Source organism: Neptuniibacter pectenicola, assembly GCF_001597735.1.
Lineage (GTDB): Bacteria > Pseudomonadota > Gammaproteobacteria > Pseudomonadales > Balneatricaceae > Neptuniibacter > Neptuniibacter pectenicola.
This window is the reverse complement of sequence record NZ_LUTS01000007.1, coordinates 44,679-59,025: the sequence shown is the minus strand read 5'-3', so window position 1 is coordinate 59,025 and position 14,347 is coordinate 44,679. Positions and strand designations below refer to the sequence as shown.

The 14,347-nt window shown below is 46.6% G+C and carries 9 protein-coding genes and 1 other RNA gene; 3 read left to right on the top strand and 7 right to left on the bottom strand.

From position 1 onward, the window contains the following. Window positions 1-54: 54 nt before the first annotated feature. From A3773_RS10445 to A3773_RS10435, 3 genes are all read right to left on the bottom strand, one after another. On the bottom strand, window positions 55-393 hold the full coding sequence (locus A3773_RS10445; protein ID WP_156473499.1) for a hypothetical protein: 339 nt from the start codon (window positions 391-393) through the stop codon (window positions 55-57). 176 nt (window positions 394-569) lie between these two features. Next, window positions 570-666, bottom strand: an RNA gene (gene ffs / locus A3773_RS10440) — signal recognition particle sRNA small type. A 161-nt stretch (window positions 667-827) separates the two neighbouring features. Next, window positions 828-2,063 carry a DUF3422 family protein gene (locus A3773_RS10435; protein ID WP_067985742.1) on the bottom strand — a complete coding sequence of 412 codons (1,236 nt, stop codon included), beginning with the start codon at window positions 2,061-2,063 and terminating at the stop codon, window positions 828-830. A 268-nt stretch (window positions 2,064-2,331) separates the two neighbouring features. Between A3773_RS10435 and A3773_RS10430 the strand changes: the two genes are divergently transcribed. Then, window positions 2,332-3,558 carry an EAL and HDOD domain-containing protein gene (locus A3773_RS10430; RefSeq protein WP_067985740.1) on the top strand — a complete coding sequence of 409 codons (1,227 nt, stop codon included), beginning with the start codon at window positions 2,332-2,334 and terminating at the stop codon, window positions 3,556-3,558. A gap of 26 nt (window positions 3,559-3,584) precedes the next feature. Here the strand turns inward: A3773_RS10430 and A3773_RS10425 are convergent, their stop codons facing one another. Beyond that, window positions 3,585-4,493 (bottom strand): LysR family transcriptional regulator, encoded by a 909-nt coding sequence (locus A3773_RS10425; RefSeq protein WP_067985737.1) that lies wholly within the window; start codon window positions 4,491-4,493, stop codon window positions 3,585-3,587. 177 nt (window positions 4,494-4,670) lie between these two features. Here A3773_RS10425 and A3773_RS10420 point away from each other — a divergent pair, with 177 nt between their 5' ends. Further along, window positions 4,671-5,240, top strand: coding sequence for a cytochrome b (locus A3773_RS10420; RefSeq protein ID WP_067985736.1), 570 nt, complete (start codon window positions 4,671-4,673; stop codon window positions 5,238-5,240). Next, window positions 5,237-5,812: a YceI family protein gene (locus tag A3773_RS10415; protein ID WP_067985734.1), complete on the top strand. Its 576-nt coding sequence runs from the start codon at window positions 5,237-5,239 to the stop codon at window positions 5,810-5,812. Before A3773_RS10420 ends, A3773_RS10415 begins: the two co-directional genes overlap by 4 nt. Before the next feature lie 108 nt (window positions 5,813-5,920). Here the strand turns inward: A3773_RS10415 and A3773_RS10410 are convergent, their stop codons facing one another. The 3 genes from A3773_RS10410 to A3773_RS10400 form a co-directional block, all read right to left on the bottom strand. Continuing rightward, window positions 5,921-6,883 carry an MBL fold metallo-hydrolase gene (locus A3773_RS10410; protein WP_067985731.1) on the bottom strand — a complete coding sequence of 321 codons (963 nt, stop codon included), beginning with the start codon at window positions 6,881-6,883 and terminating at the stop codon, window positions 5,921-5,923. 76 nt (window positions 6,884-6,959) lie between these two features. Next, on the bottom strand, window positions 6,960-9,287 hold the full coding sequence (pbpC, locus tag A3773_RS10405; RefSeq protein ID WP_067985729.1) for a penicillin-binding protein 1C: 2,328 nt from the start codon (window positions 9,285-9,287) through the stop codon (window positions 6,960-6,962). A gap of 6 nt (window positions 9,288-9,293) precedes the next feature. Then, window positions 9,294-14,210, bottom strand: a complete 4,917-nt coding sequence (locus A3773_RS10400; protein ID WP_082800602.1) for an alpha-2-macroglobulin family protein — start codon at window positions 14,208-14,210, stop codon at window positions 9,294-9,296. Window positions 14,211-14,347 lie beyond the last annotated feature (137 nt).

The window sequence follows — 14,347 nt, the reverse complement described above, 5'->3', positions numbered from 1 at the left end:
GACACACGACTTAAAGCATAAATGGGGCTACATAAGGTCAACCTGTCATCCAACCTACCCCGTTTTCGCTGAGTGCAATTTCTTTAGCTTCTTCTTAGATAAGTCGTAATCGACCCCGATGTCTCGATCTGAGCGCCGCCGGCCTTTAATCGACGCCTTACGTTGAGAGAAAAAGATCTGAACACCGCTTAAATTCATTTTATGTAGCCCTGAACGTCGATCGACCATACGTCGTCGGCGCTCTTTGCCTGAGTACATATCAAAGTGATAGTGGATCAACCACTCTTGCGCATATTGTTTTGTCGGAAGGTGAGGACTGACTTTGTTAAGACTTGCATCAATCCAATAAAAGACAAATTGATAGTTTCTAAAGTCTTTAACAAGTTTCAACATAGCAAGACTCCACATCATTCACAGGCGCTTTCGCACCAGGTCAGCCATCAAATAAAAACAATAAACGACAAGTAAATTCAGTGTAGACCGCTAAACAAAAAGGATAGATGAGAAGTTTTCATACAGAGAGGGTAAAACGATAGAAGAGACAGTCAACAGGCAGAGATTGGGGGTGACCCCGCCAGCCACATTCCGGCACATGAATCCATCGCTGTGGCTGCTCCCTTCCGGGCCTGACCAGGTTCACGATTTATCATTGCGGAAGGACCAACAGGGCCACCATCGCGTGGCCTGTAAGCCTTGCCTTAAGGGCGTTTCCGTAAGACAGGCGCGCAGTATACCAGTGAAAAAACAAGATGCAAATGCAATATGCTTAAGTTGCTGTTTTTAATCGTTCTCTGTTTATAAACACAACCGATTTATGCAAGATCAACTTAGTCGTCATCCCCATAATGCTTTAACAATTTGCGAACATACCACCATATAACACCGGCAATAATCGGCACCGAGAAGCTCAACACCATTAACACCTGATCCCGTAATATATCCGCTGAAACGGTGTTTCGTATTGAGCGCTCTAACAAGTCAAACGCGTAATAGGTCACAACAATAATGGTAAAGCTTTCCAATTTCGCCTGTAGCCGTAACTGGCGCCTTGCTCGATCATTTAAACCTTCGAGTAACTGATGATTCTGACGTTCAATGGAAAGGTCCACTTGTGAGCGTATCAGCTCCGTAGCACGAGCAATACGGCGTGATAAACGCTCTAAACGGTCATTCGCTGCGATGCAGGTCCGCTTAGCAGGGTCTAATCGACGCTCCATAAACTGCGCAACGGTTTGTAAGCCTTCAATCCTCTCTTCACGCAACTCAGCAATGCGGCTATCAACAACGGCAAAATAGGCTTGGGACGCGGAAAATCGATGAGCGGTCTCGGCAGAGAGTGCCTCAACATCAGCCGCTAACGCCATTAATTGCTTAAGCAGTGCTGGGGCATCGGCGTTATGCGCGATCTCATGGGTTATTGTAGAGAGCTGTTTATCCATCTCCGTTAATTGGGGCATTAGCTCCTGCGCAAGAGGATAAGCAAGTAACGCTGTATGACGATAGGTTTCGATCTCACATAAGCGTTGCAGTAAACGTCCTGCTTGGAACGTTTTTAATGCACTATTATGTACAACGATTGTGACAAACCCTTTGTCATCGTCAGGGTAAAAATCGGTCCAAACTTTTGCTGCCCCCCCCATCACTTCAGCACCAGACACCTGATGTGTAGCAAAAAAGTCTTTTAGGTTGGGCTGTACCTGAGGGCCAGAATAGAAGAGCTTAACACCACACAAAAGCTCACCCGGTAAGGCTTCCCATAACCCCGTTAATTTATCCACGCTGGCGGCGTCTAACTGGTAAAGCGTTAAGGTATAAAACTCATTATGTGGCTCATACCTCACCCCGTAATGCGCATTTTCCGCGTAAAAAAAGCCATCAACGGTTTCGGGTAGGGAGACGTCAATGTTTGTGAGTAACTGATTTAAAGCATCCCCCAACGCCTGCTGACCACCAGTACCGTAGGACGCCGCAATATGCAGCAAACCTAAATCAGATTTAAAACGCTGAAAAGGCCGCGCATGGACCTCTTGGGTTATCTGATTGCGTAAGGGATGGTTTTGCATGCGATGGCTCCCAAAAAGATCTTTCACATATACTAAAGTTCAATCACAAAAACTTACAGCCTTTATGAAATAAATAACCATTAAATAATTAAAACAATACCGAACAACGGTTCAAAAAAGATAGGACTATAATGAAGTAGCGTTGCTGTAATTAACTGATATTGATCTAATTTTTAGCGCTTAAACCGAACAATTATTGCAGCAACCGCTTCGCGGTCATACACTGACTTAACCATTAGCGTCTTAGGATTATTAAAGGTGAAGAAACATGGATGAACACTTTAACCAATTAGGCCTGTCGCGCCAGCCTATTTTTGACCGCAACCTGAATGTTGTCGCCTATGAGTTACTGTATCAATCCGAAGAGAGTAATGAGGTTACTAAGTTCCTTAAAGGCGACCAAGAAGCCTGTGACGTACTGATTAATAACTTCACCAGTATCTATGACAGCGGCACCCTAAAAGCGCTACCAGCTTTCTTAAACGTCACTGAGGGTTTTATTAACACGGATAGTTTGCCCAGCTTATCGCGTCACAACTTAGTTATTGAGATACCAGCGAACCAAACCATTACACCTAAGCTGCTCAATTCACTCAAAAAATATGTCGATGCCGGCTATCGATTAGTCATCGATGACTTTACATACACGCCTGACTATAACGCGCTACTTGAACTGGCCCATGTTGTCAGAGTTGATATTACCCAGCACAGCCAGTCTGAAATATCAGACCATTTAAAGCAGATTCAACGCTTTAAAGTCACGGCCTTAGCAGAAAACGTGGGCAGTTATGATGAGTATGACAACTGCTATAAGCTAGGTTTCCGCCTATTCCAAGGTAACTTCCTCTCCCAACCGACTAAAATCCACGGCAAGAAATTAACCTCTAACCAAGCGATTGTTATTCATTTACTCGCAGCGTTACAAGATGATGAGGTGACCGCGGCAACCCTGTCTGAGATTACCTGTCGCGACCCTCAGCTAACCTTTAAATTATTACGCATTGTCAATTCTGCCCAATACAACTTACCCCAAAAAATAGAGAATTTAACCCAAGCCATCGTGGCCTTAGGTTTAAACGAGATCAACAAATGGGCGACGCTCTTAGCCCTATCTAGCAACAATGACAAACCCAGCGAGTTAATACGACAAATACTGATTACCGCGCGCATGTGTGAATTTATTGCACAAGCAACCGAAAGTATCGACCCTGAATTAGCCTTTATCACCGGAGTATTATCGATGCTTGATGCTCTGTTAGAGGTAGAGCAAAGTACATTGCTCGACCAACTTTCAGTCTCTGAGGAGATTGTAAAGGCGATTTCAGGCTACGAAGGAAAAGCAGGTAAGCTGCTTCAAACCGTCAATTTTTATATGATTGGCCAGTCCAGCTTTGCCCTGCCGCCTGACGTGAAAAAGATCTATGCCGAAGCGTATTTTGAATCACTGCGCTGGAGTAATGAGGCGATGCGCATGATGGAAGGTAGCCACCTTTAGTGATGCCGTAAAGGAGACGCGCTATCTTAGAGGCTTGCCAGTAATCCCTCAAGTTCAGAACGTACCCAGCAACACATGGGATCGTGTTGAAAGCGCTCATGCCAATAAAAATAAAAGCGAACATCCGGTGTAGCAAGCCCATCAGGCAACGGTCTAATCACTAACGCATCATTGCGCATTAAATGCTTGGCCATGATCTCTGGCAAGGTGAAAATAAGGTCAGAATTAGCACAAAACTCGGAAACGGACATAAAGTTGGCTAAACGCAGCATAACGTTACGCTTGTATCCCATATCCGCTAATATGACATCTATCGCCCCCGGCCCCTTACCGGTAATCGACACTAAGCCATGGGAGGCAGACACGTATTGATCAAGGTTCATACCTTTCGCTAGCGGATTATTTTTATCCATTACGCACACATGGCTCGTTGTGATTACCTCCATTCGCCGATACTGATCTTGTACGGTTTTCGGCTGTAAGCCCGTTGCTAAAAAGTGCACCTCCCCCTGCTCTAAAAGATCGAAATGCTCACTCCGCTGAGGAACGATTTCAATGCGTAGATGGGGTGCTTTAAGGCGTAGGACTCTCACCACCTCTGGCATCAGTAGAACAAGCTCTAAATCCAGGCCGGTAAATTTCAACACCCCTTTCGCTTTACTGGGGTCAAAACGCTCAGGTTGCATAATGCCTTCAACATCCAGCAACACTTGCTTGAGCTGCGGACGGATAGCGACTGCGCGCGCACTCAGGTCATAACCCTTAGCGGTTCTCACCAGAATAGGATCAGCGAGTGTCTGGCGTAACCGCTGTAACGCCCGACTTACTGCGGGTTGGCTCATGTCTAATTTGTCAGCCGCTTTAGAGACATGTTGCTCCTCTAACAGCACTTGCAACACAACGAGTAGATTAAGATCGAGGGAACGTAAATTCATTTAAAGCATAACCATGATGTTAAATATGCATTGGACGCATTAATGATCCGGTTTTATAGTTAGAAAAGCAATCGATAACGACCTTAATTGATACACAAGCAAGGAACCGAATAAACAATATATCGCCATAGACGCCTATGATGACATCAAATCTACATTCATGGAGTGAGCCACAGGATGGTTATTAATCATAAACTAACCAACGATGCTACCAGTTATGGTTGGGGGCCGGTCATTATGCACTGGTTTATTGCCCTAGCTGTTATCGGGCTTTACCCACTCGGTTGGTATATAGAATCGCTCGATTATTATGATCCCGCGTATAAAACCATACCTGTGTGGCACAAAAGCATCGGCATACTCGTCGCTGTTACATTACTGGTTCGTATCGTTTGGCGCCTGTTCAATAAGCCTCCGTCGCCCTTACCACAGCCTGCCGCCCTAGAGTTGGCCGCTAAAGTTGCACATGGTTTACTTTATATTTTACTACTTATAACCGTGACGTCGGGTTACTTAATCTCTACCGCGGATGGTCGTGCGATCGAGTTTTTCAACCTGATCAGTATTCCAGCGCTCCCCGTTGGAATAGAAAATCAAGAAGATATCGCTGGCGAGATTCATTTTATCGTAGCGACATCACTCATTTTACTGGCGGCACTGCATGCCGCAGCAGCGTTAAAACACCATTTTATCGATAAAGATTCAACTTTAAAGCGCATGCTTGCGCTACGCGAGGAAGCAGAATGAAATCAAAATTTTTCAAAGGGTTAGCACTGGCTACATTGATCTCAGCATCACCGTTATATGCGGCAGATTATGTTATTGATACCAAAGGCGCCCATGCATCAATTGAGTTTCGCATTAGTCATTTAGGCATTAGTTGGCTAACCGGACGCTTTAATACCTTCAATGGCGACTTTTCTTATGATGCTAAATCACCTGCTGATGCGTCAATCAATGTAGAGGTCGATGTGGCCTCATTTGACTCAAACCATGCTGAACGTAATAAACATATTCGTGGCGACGAATATTTAAATGTAAAAGAGCACCCTACCGCATCCTTTAAAAGCACCTCTTTCACGCCTAATGCTGAAGGCGGCGGTGTAATGAAAGGCATGCTGACCCTCTACGGAACGACTAAAGAGGTCGCAATAGATGTGGATAAAGTGGGTGAAGGCGAAGACCCGTGGGGAGGCTATCGTGTGGGTTTCTCGGGCACACTTGAGTTAAAACCCCATGAGTTTGGTATGAACTACAAGCTAGGCCCAGCCGCAGAAACTGTTTATATGGACCTTAATATCGAAGGCATCCGTAAGTAAACGACCTGAGTGAGATCGAAAAAAGGCGAATAATGATATTCGCCTTTTTTTGTACCGCCCCTTATACCCTGAGGCTAACCTGACGGCTGGGATTATCAATCGACGGGCTTACTCAAACTCCATCGCCTCAAAAATACGGCCTGCATTTTTAGCGGCTAAAACATCGAATGTTTCTAAATGAGCATAAGGGCTTTGGTCAATTTTATAGGCATCTTCAAGCATGCCGCCCTCGTCTATAAGTTCGCCCACTTTACCTCGAATATATTCGAGATAACCACGGGTCCATTGGTCGACCGTTTCAAAATCAGTCACCTCCCCATGACCGGGTATAATAATTTTACCGGCAGCATAAGGTGCAAACTCAGTGTGCCAGGTCGCTAACCATTCAGCGGTATCAGTATCGGGAAACACCGGCAATAAACGCTGATGAAACGCCATGTCGCCCGCAATCAAGACATTACTGGAGGGAACATAAACAGATATATCGCCCGCAGAGTGAGCCGGACCAAAATGGATTAACTCGACCTCCAGCCCACCTAAATCAAGCGACAGGGTCTCTTCAAACGTCTTATCAATCTCGACTAAGGCCGTGTTGGCAAAGCGTTCCTTAAGAATACCTTTGAGGGTTTCCAGTCCATCTAAGCCTTTTTCAGCGATCTCTTCCAAGGCATCTTCGTGGGCAATAATCGTTGCCCCCTGTGCCATCCAATAGCTATTGCCTAATGTTGCATGGGATTGGCCATTTTCATCGACGACATACTTCACCGGCAGGTCTGTCTTTTTCTTAATCTCATCATGCAACGCTTTAGCTAACAGGTAGGATGCACCACCATTAACCACTAAAACAGCGTCTTGCCCAATCACAAAAGAGAGGTTGTTATTATGCCCCCCATTTTCATAGCTGTAATATTGCGTCGCACCTATAGCTGACCACACATGATCGGCAACCTTAACCGGTGCGCTATAGAGCATAGATTCGGGGTACTTATCCGCTGGGCTGGCAGCATAGAGTGTCGAAGAGAGCAGTAAACAGGAAAGGCTGAGGCCTTTAAATCGATGTGTAAGGTTCATAAGCGCCATCTTATTTATTGGTATTGTTGATAGTCATATACAAATATAAGATATTGCTTATTTAGCAGCAAGCGAATTATAAGATTTCAAACGCTACTCGACCATTGGCTCCCGTTTTATCTTGCACATAAAGCTCATACGGCTGTCGGGTATCAAGTTGTAGGTGAAGCTCCCGCTGACGGGTCTCTTGCAGTTTTCCATTAAGGTACCAATACAACGCGCCCGCCGCACCTTCCACACGCACCTTGAGCGTCACCGCTTTATGATCCAGAACATAATACACCTGTCCCTGATTAATCCCTGTAATCCGTAGTGGAGAGTTCTCTTGCAGGATCATATTGCACCCCGCGTCAAAGCGGGGTAATTGAGCGTATTTTCGCTGTGCGGGCTTCACCCAAGGCTCTAATGCGTTTGGCCAAAGGTAAGCGGTTTGTGCAATAGCATGTTTATCACAGGCACGCGTTACCCGTTGGTGGTTAGAGGGATTAATCAAATAGCTCACTTCAGGTTTAAAGAATTGCGGCGATGTTTGCCCCCATTGATAACCGGGCTGTAACGTTCGTGGCGTTGACTGATTGATCACATATGCGACCCGTTTGCTATGGCAGTTCTCTGGCGCAACAAGATCAGCACCTCGGCCATCGGGCCAGCAGATCGTTTGCTCAGAAACACTGCCCGGTTGCACAATCGCCTCTCCCGTCGTATTAAGCTGATCAAATAAACTAAATAACAGAGGTCCGGCTAACAAACTCCCCATCGTTTTTTCCATCGGCTTCCCATCTGGACGGCCTAGCCATACGCCTAGGGTATACTCTTGTGACACACCCACCGCCCACACATCGCGATAATTCCAACTGGTACCGGTTTTCCAACCAATAGCGGGTAGGTTCTGCCGTGAAATCCCATACCTAAGATTTCGGGGCAACTTAACCCCATTTAAAACTTTCCACGTAACCCAAGCGGCTTCGGGGCTCATTAATTGACGCCCCACGACACGACCTTTAAACGGCTGATAACTGAGTGGATACACTACGCCCTGATTCGCGAAGGCACTATAGGTAGCCACCAGCTTCTCTAATGAGAAGCCCGCCCCCCCTAAAATAATTGCGGGATTGGCATCCCCCTCCGGTATCGTTAATCCCATCCCCACATGCTGTAGCTTATTCACGAAGCTTTGCGCCCCATAGGCTTCGATGAGCTGTACAAACGGAAGGTTTAACGAACGGGTTAATGCCTCAGATGCAGATACGGGCCCTGAAAAACCTTGGCTAAAATTGCCTGGCCGATAGGTATGGGTCACACGTGGCACATCCGCCAATAGCGATTCACTATGAATTAGATTCTCATCTAAAGCTAAAGCAAACAGGAAGGGCTTGAGCGTAGAGCCCGGGGAGCGTATTGCGGTTACCATATCAACATGACCCGCGCGCTGATTATCCAAGAAATCCGCAGAACCTACATAGGCCAACACTTGATGTGAACGGTTATCTACCACTAACGCAGCGGCCGATAGGGACCCATCCAAGGTTGACGTATACGCCTTAATCCGATCAGCAAACGATTGCTGCAAGCTAAGGTCAAGGGTACTAGGAATCACCCGTTCGGCCGCCGCATCACGATGTAACCTACGACTTAATAAGGGTGCATCCATCGGTGCAACCAACGGCCATACGGCTATATGCTCTTGCTTAGCGGCATCAACCACCGTCTGACTCCAACGCTGCTGAACCAACAGTCGTTCAAGTACTTTGTTACGGGCTTTCTCAGCGCGCTCAGGATGTCTATCTGGCCTTAAGCGTGAAGGGGCTTGTGGCAGAACCGCCAGCAAAGCAGCTTCTGAGTATCTCAACGCAGAGGCGGGTTTATGTAAATACTGCAGACTGGCAGCTTGAACTCCCTCTAACGTGCCGCCAAACGGGGCATAATTAAGATAGAGTTCGAGTATCTCTTGTTTGCTAAGGTGCCACTCTAATTGCAAGGCTCTTAAAACTTGCTGGCCCTTCCCCGCCACTGTGCGCGGATGGGGATATAAAATACGGGCCACTTGCATCGTGAGTGTCGAGCCGCCCGAAATAATCCGGCCTTCATTTAGATACTGCCAACCGGCGCGGATTAAGCTAAAGGGGTTCACCCCAATATGCTGATAAAAATATTGATCTTCATAGCCAATCAGCGCGTCTAGATAGAGAGGCGATACCTCATCTAAACTCACCTCATATCGCCATACGCCATTACTATCAGCAAAGGCGCGTAAAGGCTCCCCCTGTCGATCTAGCACAACGCTGGCAAAATCCTGACTGTGCCGGGGCTGTTTTAACGGATAGACAAAGTCCGCTAGCAGCAACCCACTTACGATCAAGCAGGCAACCACCAGCGCCATCAATAGATATTTATACCGACCCATCACGTTTTATGGCATCACCGAAATCGATTTAATGCTATTACTAATCCCTCTAATCGATGGTTTATACATCGATTCGACCATGGCTGGTGGCACAACATAGGCACCGGGCGTGACCGCACGCGATAAGAAATACACGGTTTGCTCGCGCTTAGCAGGAAGGTCCACGGCGGCGACATAACGATCACCTTTGTAAGCTTGATACACGATCTGAGCCTGTTGTTCGACCGCTTCCCCCCCGATTTGGATACTGTCGAGCTTGAGCGCGTTCTGTAAATTTTGATTTTCCAGCTCAACACCGGCCGGAATCAGATTGACAAGTAGGCCATCAGGCACCCGTGTCTCGCTGTATAAGCGTACCCGTGTTAATACAACTTCACCTATTTTTAACACCTGATCTTTTTCCAGTGCTCGGGCTTTATTGTTAATCACTGTAAAATGATCAACCCGCACGTTTACACCTTCGTTAAGTGACGATGGCATATCCGCAGGAAGACCGGTCCAACTAAAGCTAGCAAATAGCGGTTTGTCGCCCTGATTGGTAAAGCTAGTTTTATCGAGGGCATCTCTATCAATATTTTTACCTAATTCACCCGTGGCTGATAAAACGGCGTCAATATCACCCTGTACAAGCTCACCCGTCCACTTACCTTGCGTATCCAGCTGATACAGGTCAGAGGCTAAACGCAGCAACGCTGCTTTTTCCTGCGTACTCAACCAACGCACCTGTTTTAACTCAACAAGTAGATCAGGGAGCTGTTTAAGTGCCTGTTTAACCACCCCGTCCGATACTGATTTAGCGGCAATAACCGAATGGATAGCCATCGCCTTATCACGTACCACCGAACCATAGTCACCTAAATAACCCGGTGCCCGTTTAACGCTAAAGGCATCAGTGATTAATTTTTCACCCTCATCGACGCTACCCGTTTCTATCATCGCTAAGCCTAAATGAACACCCGGTAACATACCTCGTGCCTCAGTTAGCTGATTTTCGGCCATGTCACGTAATGGGCCTAAGGTCACACGCCCCCCTTTAGCCAATACATAAGCAGCATAGGCTCTATATGAGATCTCATAATGAGACGGTATATCTGACCACGTTCTTACCGCGAGCGCCGTACGCTTATGAACATAGGTATTTAAACGTTTTTGGGCGTTATTCAATAATGACTCAGGCACTGCAATACCTGACTGTTTAAGTTGCAACAAGAAATCCGTGGCGTAAGCCGTCAACCAGTGCTCTTCAGGCGAGAATTTATTCCACAAACCAAAAGAACCATTCGCACGTTGCAGCTCGGCATAGCGCGCTAATGCTACATTGATCTGTTTTTCTCTCTGCTGAACACTCACCGATTGTGCAAAGGCTGGCAGTTGATCATGCTCAAACAGTATGGCGATAGGTTGGGACTTACTGGTTGTTTGCTCTAAACAGGCATAAGGGTAACGCATGAGTGATTTAAAGTGATTAGCCGCCCCAAGATCCGGTGTTACGGCCACCCGCAGCTGAGCTTTAACGGTATCACCCGCCAGTGTATTTATATCAGCCACCGGAAAACGTATACGCTCCCCTTTCTGCAAATACTGACTGACTTTACCGTAAGTAGCAGGGTATGCAGAACGAACACCCAGCATCCAATCACGCTGAAGTTGAACGGTGTTGCCCGTACCATCGGCCAAGGTAATCGCTGCGGTTATATGGCCTTCACCTATGCTGACCGCTTTTACGGGAAGGTGGATAATCTGTTTCTGACCATCCGCCAATTGAATACGGTGACGCTTGGCGGCCAACGAAACGGCCCCTTCGGTTGCAATGGAAACCTCAACCTTCTGACTGGCCCCACTCACATTCGCTAAATCTAGCGCTAATGTGGCTTCATCGCCCATCGCTAAGAAACGGGGCATCGACAGTTGAGCCACCACCGGGGACGCCACTTTTGTTGTCTCCGAGTGCGTTCCAAACTGATCACGACCCATCGCAACCGCATTTAAGGTCAACTCACCATCAAAGGCTGGCAGGTCGAGAGGAATAGACACAACCCCCTGCTCGACGTTAACAACCGAGCTAAATAAGCTAACAATCTGTACATCGCTTGGCGGTGCATCGCCACCGCGCTCCAGTTCACCATCACCCCCCCAACGAATCTCAGCTTGATCACTTAAGACCGGTTCAGCTAAATCATCATACATGTCAGTAATGGAGGCATTATAGCGACGCTGGCCATAGAAAAACTCAAACGGATCTGGCTGACGGTAGCCCGTTACACTTAATACACCGCTATCGACCGCACTTAACGTGACATAGACATCACCGCTAACCGGCTTGCCTTTATTATCATTAACCAACACCTTAATCTCGGCGCGATTCTCTGGCAGTAATTTCTCCGCAACGTTGATGCTAACGTCAAGCTGGCGTGCAGTGCGATCCATCGGCAGATGCACAATACCAAAACTACGTTTACTGACCTTCTCTTTTTGCTCTGTCGGCGCAACAACAAAGGCCGATATATAAGCATCATGTCTGGCCATATTCTGCGGCAGGGTAATTTCAACCTCCGCTTCTCGATTCTTCAGTTGAACCTCAACTGTGCTTAACACGGTATCTGTTTCAAGTAGAACAATCGCCCTACCCTCCGTTGGCGATGCAAGTTTAACCTTAACTTTATCGCCTGCGTGATAAGCCGCTTTGTCTAACGCGACGGTCACTTTATCTGGTCGAATCTGATCGGATGCGCTATTCCAGTTGTAATACCATGAATCGCCGGCTTGGAATCTATAAACGGTTTTGCTCCCCGCACTATAGTCTTCAAGCTCCAGTCGGTAACGCCCCCACTCCACCGGCAGTTTGATGCTAGGGCGCGTATTATCAGCAAAATTAATGGTTTCATGCGCAACAGGGTATTCGTTTTTCTCTATCTCATAATGCCAACCACGTTCAGAGGTATGGCTCCAAAAATACTTTTCTTCAATACGGTACAGAGTGGCTTTAGCTTCACCTGTTGCCAATAAGGTGCCCTGAGCATCCGCCCGAACAAGATCAAATTCAATCTCTTGTTCCGTATCAGACACATCGTTTTTAAACCGTGGTTTAACACCAATAAAGCTACTACGCGGCCAGAGTAAAACTGACTGGCTACGATTGATCGCCCGTCCTCCACTCTCAAACAGGCTGTAGTTTAAGCGCACGCGTGTGGGCGTAGAAAAGTTACCCCAATCCAGCTGTTTTTTGTTAATGACCGTTGTCGTTTCACCTTGGCTGTTAAGCTCAACGGAATCCAAGCTGAATTGATAACGGGAAACCGTATCGGGCGCGCCAAACTTAAACCCTTTTAACCCCTCAAAAGGAGACGCCCAACCACTGACCGTTACTTGGGTATCTAAACGGTTACCTGCCGCGGGCGCACCGTACAAATACTCACCAACTAGGGGAACCGAAACCGTTTCACCTTTACTGAAACTCATAAGCCCTGGCTGATTAAAGACTAGACGTAAACGTTCAGGTAAAAACTCTTCTACCTTAAACTTAAAACGCGCTTTCATTTTAGGTTTTGCGGGACTAAAGACCTGTGCATACCACTGACCGAGCGGTGCAGCCGTAGGCAGCGCATGTCTAAATTCATAATACCCCGGCGCTGAAGCCTCCGTACGCCATATGCCTGCACGCTGGCCGTCAGGCTTAATTAACTCGACATTTAGAGCACCACCAATTAACTGCCCATCCATATCACGCGTTAATGTGCTTAAAATTAACGTTTCACCAGGACGGTAAATATCCCGCGGCGAATAGACAAAGTGCTCAATATCCTTAACTGGGCGACCGGATACAGAGAACGAAGATAGATCAAAGTCTGCCGCGCGGTATTGCAAAACAGACACTTGATTACCCTGCGTCGCCATGATTAAGCGAGGCGAGTGACGCTGCCAGTTATTCGTCGTTTCCCACGCCCCCTCATGATTACTCATGCCGGTAGCAATAACCTTATTATTGTAATCAAGGATTTTTAAAGTAACCCCTTTTAACAACGCGCCTCTTTTCGCATTTTGAATAATAAAGCGCGTATGCTTACCATAATCACGTGCTTGAATACCTAAAGAAGAAACCGTGAACCACGTTGCCTGAAAGTCAAAACCACCGGGCGTTCTAACCGTCGCAAGGTATAACCCCCCATCATCGATATTAGGGACTAAATTAACAGGAAGGCTCACACGGTTGCGTTGGTTTTCTTTTTTACTGATTTTTAACCGTGTGCTGTAGACATGATCAACCGTATTGCCTAAACGCGTCTCATCATGGTACCAACGGTCACCATTAGAGAGCGCACCATACTCATTAAAGAAAGTGACAAACTTATCCGATTTTACTTTGTAAATATTTACATCCGCTTCCGCTACATTCACCGCCAATAAAGCTAATGAATCAACTTTGCCCGGAATCATCACCACCCCATCCGTTTCAAAGGAGACTAAACGGGGCAACGCGCGTGTTTTAACGGTTTCGGATAAACCATAGGTAAGCGTTGTTTTATTCTCTGCAGCTAAACCCGGCTCAACACTCACCGTATATTCAGTGACCGGCGAAATACCGGTAAAATAAAGTGTTCTACCATCTTTACTTAAAACAGGTTTACCTAACTCGGGCTCGATTTTAATAAAAGACTTAAAAGCCTGATCCGGTTGTATTGGGGTATTAAAGAGAAGGGATATCGCATTGACATCGCCAAACTCTCGTTCAGAAATATCTAATACATCGAGGGGTTGCATATTTCCCTTAACCGAAGTGTTATTACCCTCAGGTGCAACCGTCGATACTTGGGGGGATGTCGTGCTATTTACATGATTTGTTTGACGCTCATCGGGGTCATCTGAACACCCCGTTAAAAGCAGCGTAATTAATAATCCCAAACCCATTATTTTGTAGCACGACATTCAGATACTCCCTAACCGAATTGATATCTGCACAGCTTAATCCATACCGGCGCGGATAAAAATGGGCTGATACTTTTTTATAGCACTATTTCACGAAAAATCTGGCTTGCAAAATACTGAGCTGCAAGGGAGACTCT